Raw genomic sequence first — 16,527 nt, forward strand, 5'->3', positions numbered from 1 at the left:
AGCTACCGGTTCCTGTACATCTCTTCATAATATTTCATATAATTCTGGTTCGTAACATTTTTCATCCAATTCTCGTGTTCCAAATACCACTGAATAGTTAAGCGGATACCATCCTTAAACATGGTTTCCGGTTCCCAGCCGATTTCGGAGCGGATTTTGTCCGGTGCGATGGCATAACGACGGTCATGGCCCTTGCGGTCACCGACATACTGGATTAAATCATAAGAAAGATTTGCACGACGAGAATCGTCTTCCGGAAGCAGCTCCAGCAGAGTGTCAATGATGATTTTAACGATTTCAATATTCTGCTTTTCGTTGTGACCGCCTACATTGTAGATGCCAAAAAGCTGTCCCTTTTCACATACCATGTCAATGGCCTTGGCGTGGTCAGCTACATAGAGCCAGTCACGGACATTCTTGCCGTCGCCATAGACAGGAAGAGCCTTGCCCTGTAAAGCGTTGTTAATCATCAGAGGAATAAGCTTTTCCGGAAACTGATACGGGCCATAGTTGTTGCTGCAGCGGGTGATATTTGCCGGGAAGTGGTAGGTGTCCATATATGCTTTTACCAGCATATCAGCAGAAGCCTTGCTGGCAGAATATGGACTGTGTGGGTCTAATGGAGTGGTTTCGTAAAAATAGCTGGCTTTGCCGGTGGCAGTGTCAGCATCATCCAGTGAACCATATACTTCGTCGGTAGATACCTGAAGATACCGTTTGTCCGGAAGAAAACCATCTTCGGTCTCCCAGGTCTGCTTTGCTGCATTTAAGAGATTTAGTGTACCAAGAATGTTGGTATTGGCAAAGACCTCGGGATTTTTAATACTGCGGTCTACATGGCTTTCGGCAGCAAAATGGATAACACGGTCAAAATTATATTTCTTGAAAAGAGCAAGGATTCCGTCCTTGTCACAGACATCCAGCTTTACAAATTCGTAATTTGGAAGTGCTTCTGCTTCCTTTAAATTTTCAAGGTTACCGGCATAGGTTAAGCTGTCCAGATTGATAATGTGGATAGCAGAGTCGTATTTTTTCAGCATATAGTGGATATAGTTGGAGCCGATAAAGCCGGCACCGCCGGTTACAAGATAGGTTTTCATAATAAATTCTCCTCCTTCAGGTATTCTAGCAGAGCATCATGCCAGTCTGCCATACGGTATACCGTTTCTGTATTAAGCTTATGGTTCTCCAGAACAGAGTAAGCAGGACGTTTAGCAGCCGTTTTAAAACCATTGGTGGCAACAGGGCTTAAGGAAACCTGTGTATTTGTCAGAGCAAAGATTTCTCTGGCAAAATTATACCAGGTGGTAAAGCCCTCACAGGTAGCATGGTAAATGCCATAATTTTCCGTTTGAATCAAAAATAAAATCATTCGTGCCAGTTCCAGGTGGGCGGTAGGTGTACCATACTGGTCATTAACAACCTTTAGTGGCTTCCCCTCAGCGGCCAGACGAAGCATTGTGCGGACAAAATTGTGGCCTTCTCCATACAGCCAGGCAGAGCGGACAATATAAAGACGATCTAGATATTTAGCAGCCTGTTCCTCACCAGCCAGCTTGGTCGAGCCATAGACGCTTTGTGGATTAGGCAGGTCGGACTCTATATAAGGAGTAGTTTTAGTTCCATCAAAAACATAGTCCGTGGATACCTGTACCATGGCAGCATCGACAGCCTGGCAGGCTCTGGCTAGATATTTTGGCCCGAGGGCATTGATGCGGTAAGCATTCTCTGCATCTGTTTCGCAGGCATCAACAGCCGTATGGGCGGCACAGTTAATGAGCACATCTGGATGCAGCCGGGTAAGGGTAGCTTCTACCATTGCTTCATTGGTGATATCAAGCTCTTTAGAAGCAAAGGGAAAAACCTCTATGTCTGAAAGCTCGGAGGACAATCGCAGGAGAGCCTGTCCTAATTGTCCCTTTGCACCGGTAATTAATACTTTCATAAAGACCTCCTAAAGGGTGGATATTTTTGATCTTTGTCAGAGAGTAAAAGCTTCATATCTGGTGTAATCGGCCAGTCGATGCCAATAGCAGGATCATTCCACATAAGCCCGCCTTCGTCCTCAGGATGATAGTAGTCGGTACATTTATAATGAAACTCTGTTGTGTCAGAAAGGACTAAAAAGCCGTGGGCAAAGCCTGGCGGTACATAAAACATGTTCTTTTTTTCAGCAGATAAAATGACACCGTGCCATTTTCCATAGGTTTTGGAGTCCGGGCGAAGGTCAACAGCAACGTCGAAGACCTCGCCGGAGATAACCCGTACAAGCTTGCCCTGTGGATGCTCCTTCTGGAAATGAAGACCGCGGAGTACTCCCCTTTTAGACATAGACTGGTTGTCCTGAACAAAGACCATCGAAAGACCGGCAGACTTAAAAGCTTCATAGTGATAGGTTTCTAAAAAATATCCCCTGCTGTCACCGAAGACCTTTGGCTCAATGACATAGAGCCCTTCGATGTCCTGGCAGGCACTTATATTAAATTGTCCCATGTTTTTCCTCCTTATAGGCCATTTGCGATATCTACCAGATACTTTCCGTACTCTGTCTTTAAAAGAGGTTCAGCCAGAGTAAGAAGCTGTTCCCTGGAGATAAAGCCCTGGGCATAAGCGATTTCTTCGATACAGGAAATATAAAGTCCCTGCCGTTTTTGGATAGAAGCCACAAAATTAGAAGCATCTAAAAGAGAATCATGGTTACCGGTATCCAGCCATGCCATACCACGGCCCATCGTCTCTACCTTTAAGCAGCCACGGCGTAGATATTCATTATTGACTGCGGTGATTTCCAACTCACCTCTGGCAGATAGAGTAATGGATTTCGCAATGTCAATGACCTGGTTATCGTAGAAATAAAGACCAGGTACAGCATATTTTGATTTCGGTTTCTCCGGCTTTTCTTCAATGCTGATGGCATTGCCCTCTGCATCAAATTCCACAACTCCATAGGCTCTCGGGTCACGCACATAATAGCCAAAAATCGTAGCACCGCTTTTTCGTGCAGCAGCACGCTTCAGAGTAGCTGTAAAGCTTTGTCCATAGAAAATGTTATCGCCCAGCACCAGGGCTACATTGTCTGAGCCGATGAAGCTTTCTCCAATAATAAAGGCCTCTGCCAGTCCATTCGGCTGCTCTTGAACAGCATAGGACATGGAAAGTCCTAACTGACTTCCGTCACCAAACAGCTCTTCAAAAACCGGAAGGTCTCTTGGTGTGGAAATAATCAAAATATCCCGGATGCCGGAAAGCATCAGGACAGATAAAGGATAATAAATCATTGGTTTATCATAAATAGGTAAAATCTGCTTAGAGACAGCCTTGGTCAGGGGATAGAGGCGGGTTCCGGAGCCGCCGGCTAAAATAATACCTTTCATATGAGTGTCACTCCTTATTTGGACATAATAATCTATTTGATGCCAGGGTCAAAAGGTCGAAACCCACATGAGCTTGCTCATAAGTGGGTGAAAGACCTTGGGACCCGCCCCGATATGAGCATAAAAGTGGGATGTATATCCCACGATATGCGAATATTGGGCAGGATTGTGAGAGTGCGTAGCACGGAACAATCCGTAGGCATCATAGTTGGGGGCTTTTGCCCCCCAACATCATCTATTTATTAGTATACGAAAAAATGGCTAAAAAGACAAGAAAAAAATCTTGACAATTTTCACAACACATGGTATACTAAATATAATTCATGTTGTTTAAATTGCATAAAACGGTAAGGCGTTACTGGTAAGGCAGGCGAGACTGGATTTTAAATCATCTATTGCAGATGTTTTAGAATTGAGTCTTTTTTTATTCGATAGGAAAGTTCGTCCTATCGAATAAAAAACGATCCGCGAAGGTTCTGTTTTAGAAGCTGATGGTAAAAGTTTTAGGTAGCGGCTGGGAGGGTTTATGGAAATCGTAAAGGTAATTAACAATAATTTTGTAAGTGCAGTGGATGACCAGGGAAAGGAAATGGTCGTTATGGGGAAGGGAATCGGTTTCCGTTATAAAACGGGAGAAAAGCTTCCTGAAAAGCTTATTGAGAAGGTTTTTTATATCGAGGATTCCAAGCAGACGGAAAAATTTCAGGAGCTGGTGAAAAAGCTTCCTGTGGAGCATATGCGGTTGGCAGTGGAAATCATTGATTATGCAAAGAACACCTGTGGTAAATCATTAAATGAGGGAATTTATATTACGCTGACGGATCATATTAATTTTGCCATAAAAAGATATCAGGAAAATATGATTTTTTCTAACCCTCTGTTGTGGGAAATTAAGCAGTTTTATCGTACTGAGTATCTGATTGGAGATTATGCGGTAAAGCTGATTGCAAAGAAAACAGGCATCCAGTTTCGAGAGGATGAGGCTGCTTCGATTGCCCTGCATATTGTAAATGCAGAATATAATACCGGGATTAGTGAAACCATGCGGATTACAACGATGATACATGAAATTCTGGAGGTAGTGAAGGAAAGCTTTCAGTTTGAGGTGGATGAGGAGAGCATCCATTACAATCGATTTATCAGTCATATAAAGTTTTTGTGTAAGCGTATATTGAAGAAAGAGCTGCTAAATTCTATGGAGCAGGAGTTTATAGATATGATACAGGAAAGCTATCCGGAGGAATATGAATGTAGCTGCAGAATAGGAGAATTTATCAAGGAAAAATATAAATATGAAGTAACTGCAGAGGAATTGATGTATTTGGCTATACATGTAAAAAGAATGCGGGATACGATAGAAAATGACTAAGAAAGGAAGGGAAAATATGCTGGCAGGATTAAAGGGGATTTTTGGGAAAAAAGAGGTAAAAGAGATGATAGGTGCACCAATAAAGGGGAGGGTAATCCCTCTTGCTGAAGTGCCGGATGAAGCCTTTGCCCAGGAGATTCTGGGAAAGGGAGTTGGCATCTGTCCGGAGGATGGCCTGGTGGTAGCACCCTGTGATGGAGAAGTGACTATGGTTTTTGATACAAAGCATGCGATTTCTTTAATGACCAAAAAGGGAGCAGAGGTTTTGATTCATATTGGTCTGGATACGGTGAATTTACGAGGTGAGCACTTTACTACAAGGGTAGCTGCTGGGGATAAGGTGACAGCAGGTATGCCGTTGATTGAATTTGACCGGAAAAAAATAGAAGCAGCAGGCTATGAAATGATAAGCCCTGTTATCGTATGTAACAGTGGAGATTTTAGCAGCATAAATACCTTTTCAGGAAAGGAGGTAGAACGGTTGGAAGGTATTATTGAGCTGATAAAGTAGCCGAGTACAGAGTAAAAGGAATTTAGTGGGGAAACCCTCTAAAAAATAAATGTATGCATTAATGAAAGGAGGAGATATTCTATGATGAAATATCTTCAGAAGTTAGGTAAATCTTTGATGTTACCTGTAGCCGTATTACCGGCAGCCGCTATCCTGATGGGTATCGGTTATTGGATTGACCCAAGCGGCTGGGGTGCTAACAGTGCGGTGGCAGCATTCCTGATTAAAGCCGGAGGAGCTATTATTGACAATCTTCCATGGCTTTTCGCAGTAGGTGTAGCTGTAGGTATGGCAAAGAAAAATGACGGTGCAGCAGCATTGTCTGGCCTTGTTGCTTTCCTGGTAGTGACAACCATGTTATCCAGCGGAACGGTTGCTATGCTAAAGGGAATCCCTGTAGAGGAAGTACCGGGAGCTTTTGGTAAAATCGTAAATGCTTTTACCGGTATTATTTCCGGTCTGGTAGCAGCAGCCTGCTATAATCGCTTCAGAGAAACGAAGCTTCCGCAATTTTTGGCCTTCTTTAGCGGTAGAAGATGTGTTCCGATTGTGACTTCTGTTGCCATGCTTGTAGTATCCATTATTTTATTCTTTGTATGGCCGGTAATTTATGGTGCACTTGTTAGCTTTGGTATTGCTATTAAGGATTTAGGACCACTTGGAGCTGGTATTTATGCCTTCTTTAACCGTCTTTTAATCCCTACCGGGCTTCACCATGCATTAAACCAGGTATTCTGGCAGAATCTGGCAGGTATCAATGATATCGGAAACTTCTGGGGACCAACAGAAGAGCTTCTGGCTTGCAATGGTATTGTAGGAAATTATACCGTAGGTATGTACCAGGCAGGTTTCTTCCCTGTTATGATGTTCGGTCTTCCGGGAGCAGCTTTAGCGATGTATCATACGGCTAAGAATAATAAGAAAAAAATTGCGTCCAGTTTACTGTTGGCAGCAGCATTTTCATCCTTCTTTACCGGTGTTACTGAGCCTCTGGAGTTCTCCTTCATGTTCCTTGCACCGGGACTTTACCTGGCTCATGCTGTATTAACCGGTATTTCCGTGGCTTTCGCAGCAGCAATGCAGTGGATGGCTGGCTTTGGTTTCTCTGCCGGTTTTGTTGATTTTGTATTAAGCTCTCGTCTTCCAATGGCAAAACAGCCATGGATGCTTTTAGTACAGGGTGTTGTATTCTTTGCTATCTATTATGTATTGTTCCGCTTCCTGATTACAAAATTCGATCTAAAGACACCGGGACGTGAGGAGGATGATGTCAGCGATGCAGAAATGAATGCAACTCTCGCAAATAACGATTTTACTAAGGTAGCTGAAATCGTTCTGGAAGGTCTTGGCGGAAAAGAGAATATTACTTCCATTGATAACTGTGTTACCCGTCTGAGACTGGAAATTGTTGATTATACCAAGGTTAACGAGAAAAAGATTAAATCTGCAGGTGTAATGGGTGTTGTTCGTCCAAGCAAGACCAGTGTACAGGTTATCGTTGGTACACAGGTACAGTTTGTTGCAGATGAATTTAAAAAGCTTTGCGAATAACCAAATAATTACATAACAAAATTCTTGATAAAGTGAGGAAATGGTGGTATACTATCCTCAGAAAGATTCCTGGGATGTTCGATAACTCCTGATATTTTGAACCTACATTACTTTAAAAGGGACACCTATATCAATAAGAGTATGTCAGGCCTCCGTATGCAGTGGAAGACAGAGGGCTTATGTGCGGTAACCCACCTAGCTTGGGCTAGGAGTCAAAATTCAGGAACCGGCATTTTGGGACTTTACAAAAGATGACAAAGGCAGCTTATATAAGCTGCCTTTTTCTGAATGAGAAAAGGAAGGAAAGTGAGGAAAAATGAAACAGGGCTTTGTAAAGGTGGCTGCGGCTACGCCAAAGGTTAGAGTGGCCGATTGTAAGTACAATGCAGATAAGATTATAAAGATAATAGAAGAAGGGGAGAAAGAGAGAATCCGGCTTTTAGTATTTCCAGAGCTTTGTATCACCGGCTATACCTGCGGAGACCTGTTTTTACAGAATAGATTACTTCGCAGTGCGAGGGAGGAGCTTTTGCGGATTGCCGGGGCAACGAAGGATAAGGAGCTTTTGGCGGTAGTAGGACTGCCGTTTCTTTTGGATGGGAAGCTCTACAATATGGCATCGGTGCTTTATAGAGGAGGAATACTGGGACTGGTACCAAAGACAGCGATTCCTAATTATTCGGAGTTTTATGAAGGAAGACATTTTACACCGGGCTTTGCAGTGGTACGACAGGTAAAAGTAGGAGGGAAAATGATACCTGCTGGTACCCGGCTTTTATTTGCCTGCCGGGAGCTTCCGGATTTTGTACTGGGTGTGGAAATCTGTGAGGATATCTGGGTGACGATTCCACCGTCCTCCTATCATGCTATGGCAGGAGCTACTGTGATTGCCAATCTGTCAGCCAGCAATGAGGCAGCAGGAAAGGGTAACTACCGTAAGGATTTAATAAAGGGGCAGTCAGCGAAGGCTGTTTGTGGTTATATTTATGCGGATGCAGGAGATGGAGAGTCTACGACAGATGTTGTATTTTCAGCCCATAATATGATAGCAGAAAATGGAAGCCTTTTGGCAGAGGCAGAGCGTTTTAAAAATAAGATGGCTGTTTCAGAACTGGATTTGGAGAAGCTAATCAGTGAAAGACAGCGGATATCGACTTATGTACAACAGGGAAGTGAAGAATACCAAAGAATTGAATTTTCCTGGGAAATAGAAAAAACAGAGCTTACAAGAGTCTTTGAAAAGCGGCCTTTTGTGCCGGATAAAAAGGAAATCCGTGATAAGGTTTGTGATGAGATTCTGAGTATGCAGGCAATGGGATTAAAAAAGCGTCTGGAGCATACAGGCTGTAGTCAGGCTGTTATTGGCATCTCCGGTGGACTTGATTCTACCCTGGCTCTTTTAGTGACAGTTCGGGCCTTTGATGCTTTGGGACTTTCCCGTGAGGGAATTGTGGCTGTAACGATGCCATGCTTTGGAACAACAGACCGAACCTATCAGAATGCTTTAATTTTGGCAGAGGAGCTCCATACAAGCCTCCGTGAGGTACGGATTAATGCGGCGGTAGAGCAGCATTTTAAGGATATCGGTCATGATGGCCATACCCACGATGTAGCCTATGAAAACTCCCAGGCAAGAGAGCGAACCCAGGTTTTAATGGACATAGCAAATGCCTGTGGTGGTATGGTAATCGGAACCGGCGATATGTCAGAGCTGGCTCTGGGCTGGGCTACCTACAACGGTGACCATATGTCCATGTATGGAGTCAATGCTTCTGTGCCAAAAACCCTGGTCCGGTATCTGGTAAGCTATTATGCAGAAGCCACAGACAATGAAGCTTTGCGGTCAGTTCTTTATGATGTTTTAGATACACCGGTCAGTCCGGAGCTGCTTCCGCCAAAGGAGGGCGAGATTGCCCAGAAAACAGAGGACATCGTAGGCCCTTATGAACTGCATGATTTTTATCTGTATTATATGCTCCGATATGGCTATGAGCCGGAAAAGATATACAGGATGGCAGTAGAAACCTTTGATGGAATTTATGATAAAAAAACAGTTTACAAATGGCTTTATACCTTTTACCGCCGTTTCTTTGCCCAGCAGTATAAGCGTTCCTGTCTGCCGGATGGACCGAAGGTAGGCAGTGTCTCCTTATCTCCGAGAGGAGATTTAAGGATGCCAAGTGATGCCTGCGTGGCACTTTGGCTGGAGCAGCTTGAGGGGCTTAGTGTGGATTAATTGTTTTCTGCTTTTTTCAAAAGCTCCTGGAGGGCAGATAAAAGCAGAGCTTGTGTATACTGGTTTTCGTTAGAGAGTACAACATTTTCAATAGCAACACCCTTTGCGAGCTGGCTGGAAATATCTTCAAGGGAAGGAGAAAGCAGGGGATACATGGTTTCCACTTCTTCACTTAAATTTACCAGCCTTGCTCCTTTTATATGGGTTTCATCAATATAAGCTTCCAGATTTAAGACAGTCTGTCCGAGGGCAATTTCTGTGGTATAGATACCGGCACGGTAGACAGGCTCTGTCTGAGAGGCTTCCGGTGCTTTTTCTTTACCTGGATGAAACATAAGGACTAAAAGAAGCACCAGAAATACACCAAGGGCAACAAAAATACCAGTATATATGATTTCCTTCATTTGCAGAACGACAATACGGGTTTTGGACATAGAAAGACCTCCAATCGTTTGATATTACAATGTATGGGCTTTTGGCCAATTTTATACCAGAAATATGGGAAGGGAGAAAGAATGGCACTTAGACTTATTTTGGGTGGTTCCGGAGCTGGAAAAACCTATGAGCTGTATCACCATATCATCGGAGAGTCGATGAAAAGACCGGAAAAGAAGTTTTTAGTAATTGTGCCGGAGCAGTTTACGATGGCGGCACAAAAGGATTTCGTGGCAATGCATCCCCAGCATGGAATTATGAATATTGATATCTTAAGCTTTATGCGTCTGGCCTGCCGTATTTTCGAGGAGACTGCTGGTGAAGAGCGGCAGGTATTAGAGGATATCGGAAAGACCATGATTCTTCGCAAGGTCATGGAAAATAAAAAAAATGAGCTGGGCTATTTTAAAGGAAATTTGACAAAGCCGGGCTTTATTGATGAGATGAAGTCTCTTTTGTCGGAGCTGTTTTTATACAGCGTCGGAGAAGAGGAGCTTTTAGCTATGGAGGAGGCGGCAAAGGACAAGCCGCAGCTTTCCATGAAGCTTAAGGATGTACAGCTTATCTATAAAGGTTTCCAGGAATACATACAGGAAAAATATATTACAGCAGAAGAAATTTTGGAGGTTCTTTACGATGTAATGGAGAATTCACGGCTTTTGGCGAACAGTGTTGTGTGCCTGGATGGCTTTACCGGCTTTACACCGTCCCAATATAAGGTACTTGAAAAGCTTCTTAAGAAGGCAGAGGATGTCTATGTAACCGTAGCTATAGATGAAAGAGAGGATATCACCCGTCTTAAGGAGGATTTCCGGCTGTTTCATCTGAGCAAAAAGACAATAGGACGCCTTAGGAAGCTTTCGGATAAGGTGGGCTGTGAGATTTGTGACCCAGTGTATCCTAAAACCTTACATGGCCAGCTTTATCGCTTTTGTAAGGAGCCTGCCCTGGGCTTTTTGGAAAGAAATCTGTTCCGGCCTTATTTTAAAGAGTATTCGGAAAAACAGGAAAATATCTGTATTCGTGGATTAGAAAATCCGCGGGCGGAGGTTAAGTATAGCCTACAAAGGATATTGCACCTGGTTCGTGAGGAAGGCTTCCGTTATCGGGATATTGCTGTAGTAACGGGAGATCTGGAGGGCTATGGAAGATTGATTGAAGAGGAATATAAGAAATGCGGGATTCCGTATTTTATGGACAATAAACGGGAAATTCTGAAAAATCCTTACTGCCGTCTGCTGAGTGGACTTCTGGAGCTGTTTTCCAAAGGCTTTGATTATGAGAGTATGTTTCATTGCCTGCGGAGTGGAATGCTTTCTATTGAGGCAGACAGGCTAGATAAATTGGAAAACTATGTACTGGCACTGGGAGTCCGGGGCTATGAGCGGTGGAACAGTCCATTTACCCGCAGCTTAAAAGGGATGACAGAGGAAGAGCTGGCAGCCTTAGATGAGACAAGAGAGGAAATTATAGAGCTTCTTAGACCTTTGTGGGAAAAGATTTCCAAACGGGGAAGAACGGTAAGGGAATACACGGAGGGGCTCTATCAGTTTGGCCTTTCTATTCATGCTTACGAAAAGCTTTTAGCATATCAGAGGGACTTTGAAGAAGCAGGCAATCTTCTGGCAGCAAAGGAGTATGGGCAGGTTTACCAGCAGGTTTGTGAAATCTTTGAGCAGGCAGTAGAGCTTTTAGGAGAGGAGAAGGTAAGTCTTAAGGAATACCGGGAGCTTTTGGAAACTGGGCTTTCCAAGGCAAAGGTTGGTCTGATTCCTGCCGGTGTTGATCAGATTGTAGTAGGAGATATGGAACGGACCCGGCTTAAGGATATTAAGGCATTGTTTTTCCTGGGGGTAAATGATGGAATGGTGCCGAAGGCTTCTGGGGGTGGCGGTATCCTGTCGGATATGGAACGGGAGCTTTTGAAGGAAAGCCAGGTGGAGCTGGCACCGACCAAACGGGAGAGCATCTATACAGAACAGTTTTATCTTTACCTGAATCTGACAAAGGCAGAAAGGTACCTGTATATGACCTATGCTTTTTGTGGAAGCGATGGAAAGGAGAGAAAACCTTCCTATCTTATTGGAAAAATCAGCCGGATGTTTCCAGATGCAGCTAAGGAGCCGGAGGACTGGCTGGAGGAGCGTCTGGGAGCCGATGGAGGTCTCACTTATCTGCTGGAAGGACTGGCATTAGGCGGCAAGATAGAGGATGCAGAGGAGGAGCGTTTCTGGCAGGGACTGATAGGCTGGTATTTAAAAAACAAAAAGTTAAAACAAAATTTAATTACTTATATTGAGGCAGCACTTACACCGGCAGCAGAGAGTAAAATCAGCCAGGCAGCGGCCAAAGCTTTATATGGTGAGGAAAATAAAGGTAGCGTGACGAGGCTTGAGCAGTATGCGGCCTGTGCCTTTTCACATTTTATAAGCTATGGACTTAAGCTGAGAGAACGGCAGCTGTTCCGGCTGGCGGCTCCTGATATGGGAAATATTTTTCATGAAGCACTGGAGCGATTCGCGGGTCATCTTAAGGAGGAAGGGCTTTCCTGGGAAGAGGTAACAGAGGAAATGCGGGAGAGCCTTACGGAACGCTGTGTAGAGGAGGCTGCCATAGAGTATGGTAACCGGATTTTTGAAAGCAGCAGCCGGAATGCCTATATGCTGACCAGAATCAAGCGTATTATGAAGAGAACTCTTAAGGTACTGACAGAGCAGCTGGGAGCAGGAAGCTTTGTGCCATCAGGGTACGAGGTGACTTTTTCAGAGGAATTTTATGGACGGATTGACCGTCTGGATTTATATGAGGCTGAAAATGAAGTATATGTAAAAATCATTGATTATAAATCAGGACATAAGGCCTTTGATATTGTAGACTTATCCTATGGGCTGCAGCTACAGCTGGTAGTTTATCTCCATGCGGCGATGGAGCAGGCAGGTCGAAACTATCCGGATAAGCAGATGGTGCCTGCCGGTATTTTTTACTATAATCTGGATGACCCGATTGTGGATAAGGATACAAAGGATAAGGTGGAGCATGCAATTTTAAAGGAGCTTAAAATGAGCGGTCTTGTAAACGGAGAAAAAGAGATTCTTCCGTTGCTGGACAGACAGTTTGCCGGAGAGGAGGGGCTTTCACCATCGGTAAAGTCCCAGGTAATACCAGTAGAGACCCTGAAGGACGGAAGCTTTTCCAAGGGCTCCAGTGTGGCAGATACGGAAGGCTTTGAACGGCTGATTGCCTATACGGAGAAGCTGGTGCAGAAATTGTCGCAGGAGATAAAAGAGGGAACGACAAGGATTAATCCGTATAAATTGGGCGACAAGTGTGCTTGTGATTACTGCAGCTACAGAGCTGTCTGTGGCTTTGATAAAAAGCGGGAGGGCTATGCCTTTCGAAAGCTTAGAGAGAAATCAAAGGAAGAGGTTTGGAGGGAAATCTATGGGGAAGGTTAAATTTACCGAGGATCAGCAGAAGGTCATTGATTTAAGAAATTGCAATGTTTTAGTATCTGCGGCGGCCGGCTCAGGAAAGACTGCAGTTTTAGTAGAACGGATTTTAGAGAAGATTTCCTCCAGAGAGCATCCGGTAGATATTGACCACCTGCTGATTGTGACCTTTACCGATGCAGCAGCAGGGGAGATGCGGGAGCGGATTAGCCGGGCTATTGAGGAGAGACTTCTTTTAGAGCCGGATAATGTCCATTTGGAACGGCAGGCAGCTTTGGTTCATAATGCAAGGATTACAACAATTCATAGCTTTTGTCTTGGTGTGATTCGGGATTATTTTAATGAAATTGACCTGGATCCGGGCTTTCGGCTGGGAGATGAAACGGAGCTTCTGCTGCTAAAGGGCGAAGCTATGGAAGCGGTAGTAGAAGCCTTTTATGCAGAAAAAAGTCCAGGATATCTGTCCTTTGTGGAAAGCTATGCTGCTGGAAAAAGGGATGAAAGCATTGAAAAGCTGGTGTATCGCCTGTATGATTTTGCGATGAGCTATCCGTGGCCGAAGCTGTGGATAGAAGGGCAGAGAAAGAATTTTTCTGTGGAAAAGGAAGAGGATTTTTTTGAAGCAGACTGGCAGAAGGAGCTGGTGGGCTTTTTAAAGACAGAAATCAGAGATTGCCTGGAAGTGAATAAGACAGCCCTGGAGCTTGCCGGGATGTCCGATGGACCATATATGTACGAAGCAGCTCTGCTTTCGGATGCAGAACAGCTGGAGCGGCTTTGTAAGGCAGAGGACTACCCGTCTATTGGGCATTTTCTGGAAAGGATTTCCTGGGCAAAGCTTTCTGCAAAAAAAGATGACTGTGTTGACACGGAGAAGCGGGAGGCAGTAAAGCTTCTCAGAGATAGTGTAAAAAAAGCGATAAATGGGCTAAAGGAAAAGTATTATTTTCAGCCGATGGAGGAAATGATAGCGGATATTAAAAAGGCAGCCCCGGCAATGAATGCATTTCTTGACCTGACGCTGGCTTTTATGGAGGCTTATCAGGAAAAGAAGGAGGAAAAAAATCTTCTGGATTTTAATGATATGGAGCACTATGCTTTAAAGATTCTGACGAAGGAGCCGGAAAAACTGGAAAACAAAGCTACGGGTGGGGCTTTAATACTTCCAACCCAGACAGCGGTAGAGCTTAGCCACTATTATGAAGAAATATTGATTGATGAATACCAGGACAGTAACCTGGTACAGGAGACTTTGCTTAACAGTATATCTCAGGAAAAATTTGGCCGGCCGAATGTTTTTATGGTGGGTGATGTAAAGCAGAGTATTTATAAGTTCCGCTTAGCACGGCCGGAGCTTTTTATGGAAAAATTTAATACCTATCAGGAGAAGGGGGACTATGTACGGGTAGACTTAAAGAAGAATTTCCGAAGCCGGGAAAGTGTTCTGGAGGCTATCAACTACATATTCTTTGGCATTATGAAAAGGGATCTGGGAAATATTGATTATGATGCAGCTGCAGCCCTTTACCCGGGACGGCCGGCTTTGGAGGAGACAGAGGAAGAAGCCGGTCTTTGGAAGGACTGTGAGATTTTGATTGCCCAGTCTTCAGAAGAGGTAACGGATAAGGAGCTGGAGGGAAAAATACTTGCCAGACAGATGAAGAAGCTCCATGAGGAGCAAAATATTCCTTATAAGGATATGGTAGTTCTTCTGCGTTCCATGAAGGGATGGTCAGAGGAGCTGGTGAATGTTTTAAAGGAAGAAGGAATTCCAGCAAGGGCAGCAACACAGACTGGCTACTTTTCAGCTGTAGAAGTAATGACAATGTTAAATCTTCTTTTAATTATTGATAATCCAAGGCAGGATATCCCTCTGGCAGCAGTGTTACGCTCTAATATCGGTGGCTTTTCTGATGAGGAGCTGGCGGCTCTTCGATGTATTGATAAAGAAGGAGAACTGTATGACTGCCTTTCAGCTGCCGAAGGGCAAAAGAAGGTACAGGACTTTTTGACTCTCTTGAACAGGCTCCGTAAGCTGGTGCCAATCGTGGGAATCTATGAGCTTTTAACAATTATATATGAAGAGACAGGCTATTATAACTATGTAAAGGCTCTTCCGGGTGGGAAGGCCCGTTGTGCGAATTTGGATATGCTTTTACAGAAGGGGGCCGATTTTGAAAAGACCAGCTATGGAGGCTTATTCCAGTTCAACCGGTATATTGAGAGGCTTCACCAGTATGAGGTGGATTTTGGTGAGGCTTTCGTGCTGGGAGAAAATCAGGACACGGTGTCTATTATGAGTATCCACAAGAGTAAGGGACTGGAATTTCCGGTGGTATTTTTAGCCGCTATGGGAAAAGGCTTTAATAAGCAGGATACGAGAGAACGGATTTTGATGCATCCTGATCTGGGGCTTGGGCCGGATTATATTGACAGTGAGCTGCGGACAAAATCACCGACGCTTTTAAAGCAGGTCATGAAAAGAAAGACAGACCTGGAAAATATGGGTGAGGAGCTCCGGGTGCTTTATGTAGCCATGACCCGTGCCCGGGAAAAGCTTATTTTAACTGGCTGTGTAAAGGATGTGGAAAAGGCACAGCTAAAATGGCAGCAGGCGGAGCCTCTTTTGTTTTCCCAGCGTGCCGGGGCCGGAAACTATCTGGATTTAATTATGCCAAGAGTATTTACCTGGCAGGAGGAGCCTGTAGATAAGCTAAGCTATCGGGTAGAGTATATTACGGAAGAGGAATTAAGCTTTGAGGCAGTAGCTGCCAGGATATCTGGTGAGCAAAGAAGGGCAGAGCTCCTTTCCCTGGAACAAAGGGAGCTTTGGAGTGAAGAGGAACAAATAGAAGCAGAAAGATATATAAGCTTCCAATACCCTTATACAGTAGAAGAAAAAATTAAATCTAAACTTACTGTTTCTGAATTGAAACAGCAGGCCATGCAGAGACAGGAAGAGGAAGGACAGCTTTTAGAGGAGCTTGTTGAAAAGGAGGCCTACATTCCTTCCTTTATCCAGGCAAGGGAGGAAAAGAGTGGAAGCCTCCGTGGAACTGTTTACCACAGGGTTATGGAAAATCTTTCCTTCCTTCAGGCAGAAAAAAATGGTCTGGAGACAGAGCTTGCAGCTTTGGTAGAGGCAGGAAGGATTTCCAGGGAGGAGCTTTCCCTTATAAGCACAAAGAAGCTTTCCTGGTTCTTGAGTTCTAAGCTGGGGCAGAGGATGAAAAAAGCAGAAGCAGAAGGAAAGCTTTACCGGGAACAGCCCTTTGTTATCGGACTTCCGGCAAGTAAGCTGCAGCCAGAGCTTAAGAGCGAGGAAACGGTACTGGTGCAGGGTGTCATTGACAGCTTCTTTGAAGAAAAGGGGCAGCTTATCCTGATGGATTATAAAACGGACCGGGTAGCCAGTGGTGATGAGCTGATAAAACGTTATAAAAGCCAGCTGGAGTATTATAAAGCAGCTCTGGAGCAGCTTACCGGGAAAAAGGTGGCAGAGTGCTACATCTATTCCTTCTATCTGGGAGAAACCATCGCACCTCACGACAAACGCATGAATGAATAAATTATGAACACCCCCGTCCAGATTTTTGATATAA

11 protein-coding genes and 1 other RNA gene are annotated in these 16,527 nt (G+C 44.3%); 7 read left to right on the forward strand and 5 right to left on the reverse strand.

Features of this window, described 5'->3' with window-relative positions; genetic code table 11:
* Positions 1-2: 2 nt before the first annotated feature.
* The 4 genes from rfbB to rfbA are packed head-to-tail and all read right to left on the reverse strand — an operon-like array spanning position 3 to position 3,374.
* Positions 3-1,100, reverse strand: a complete 1,098-nt coding sequence (rfbB, locus tag ASU35_RS09470; protein ID WP_058352782.1) for a dTDP-glucose 4,6-dehydratase — start codon at positions 1,098-1,100, stop codon at positions 3-5.
* Positions 1,097-1,945, reverse strand: coding sequence for a dTDP-4-dehydrorhamnose reductase (gene rfbD / locus ASU35_RS09475; protein WP_058352783.1), 849 nt, complete (start codon positions 1,943-1,945; stop codon positions 1,097-1,099). Before rfbD ends, rfbB begins: the two co-directional genes overlap by 4 nt.
* Positions 1,942-2,493 carry a dTDP-4-dehydrorhamnose 3,5-epimerase gene (gene rfbC / locus ASU35_RS09480; protein WP_058352784.1) on the reverse strand — a complete coding sequence of 184 codons (552 nt, stop codon included), beginning with the start codon at positions 2,491-2,493 and terminating at the stop codon, positions 1,942-1,944. The genes rfbD and rfbC overlap by 4 nt, the downstream gene beginning before the upstream one ends.
* 11 nt (positions 2,494-2,504) lie before the next feature.
* Positions 2,505-3,374 carry a glucose-1-phosphate thymidylyltransferase RfbA gene (gene rfbA / locus ASU35_RS09485; protein ID WP_058352785.1) on the reverse strand — a complete coding sequence of 290 codons (870 nt, stop codon included), beginning with the start codon at positions 3,372-3,374 and terminating at the stop codon, positions 2,505-2,507.
* Between the two features lie 526 nt (positions 3,375-3,900).
* Between rfbA and licT the strand changes: the two genes are divergently transcribed.
* The 5 genes from licT (at position 3,901) to ASU35_RS09505 (ending at position 9,041) form a co-directional block, all read left to right on the forward strand.
* Positions 3,901-4,743, forward strand: coding sequence for a BglG family transcription antiterminator LicT (gene licT / locus ASU35_RS09490; protein WP_058352786.1), 843 nt, complete (start codon positions 3,901-3,903; stop codon positions 4,741-4,743).
* A gap of 16 nt (positions 4,744-4,759) precedes the next feature.
* Positions 4,760-5,254: a PTS sugar transporter subunit IIA gene (locus ASU35_RS09495; protein ID WP_058352787.1), complete on the forward strand. Its 495-nt coding sequence runs from the start codon at positions 4,760-4,762 to the stop codon at positions 5,252-5,254.
* 81 nt (positions 5,255-5,335) lie between these two features.
* Positions 5,336-6,805, forward strand: a complete 1,470-nt coding sequence (gene nagE / locus ASU35_RS09500; protein ID WP_058352788.1) for an N-acetylglucosamine-specific PTS transporter subunit IIBC — start codon at positions 5,336-5,338, stop codon at positions 6,803-6,805.
* A gap of 63 nt (positions 6,806-6,868) precedes the next feature.
* A non-coding RNA gene (gene ssrS / locus ASU35_RS18700) (6S RNA) lies at positions 6,869-7,050 on the forward strand.
* Positions 7,051-7,121: 71 nt separating this feature from the next.
* A complete protein-coding gene (locus tag ASU35_RS09505) occupies positions 7,122-9,041 on the forward strand; it encodes an NAD(+) synthase (protein WP_058352789.1) in 1,920 nt (639 codons plus the stop codon).
* Here the strand turns inward: ASU35_RS09505 and ASU35_RS09510 are convergent.
* Entirely contained in the window at positions 9,038-9,475 is a 438-nt protein-coding gene (locus ASU35_RS09510) for a hypothetical protein (protein WP_058352790.1), read from the reverse strand. The two genes, ASU35_RS09505 and ASU35_RS09510, sit on opposite strands and share 4 nt — an antisense overlap.
* A gap of 81 nt (positions 9,476-9,556) precedes the next feature.
* Here ASU35_RS09510 and addB point away from each other — a divergent pair, with 81 nt between their 5' ends.
* Positions 9,557-12,931 (forward strand): helicase-exonuclease AddAB subunit AddB, encoded by a 3,375-nt coding sequence (gene addB / locus ASU35_RS09515; RefSeq protein ID WP_172794625.1) that lies wholly within the window; start codon positions 9,557-9,559, stop codon positions 12,929-12,931.
* On the forward strand, positions 12,918-16,493 hold the full coding sequence (gene addA, locus ASU35_RS09520; RefSeq protein ID WP_058352792.1) for a helicase-exonuclease AddAB subunit AddA: 3,576 nt from the start codon (positions 12,918-12,920) through the stop codon (positions 16,491-16,493). The genes addB and addA overlap by 14 nt, the downstream gene beginning before the upstream one ends.
* Positions 16,494-16,527 lie beyond the last annotated feature (34 nt).

Source organism: Acetivibrio ethanolgignens (assembly GCF_001461035.1).
In the GTDB taxonomy this organism is placed as follows: domain Bacteria; phylum Bacillota; class Clostridia; order Lachnospirales; family Lachnospiraceae; genus Velocimicrobium; species Velocimicrobium ethanolgignens.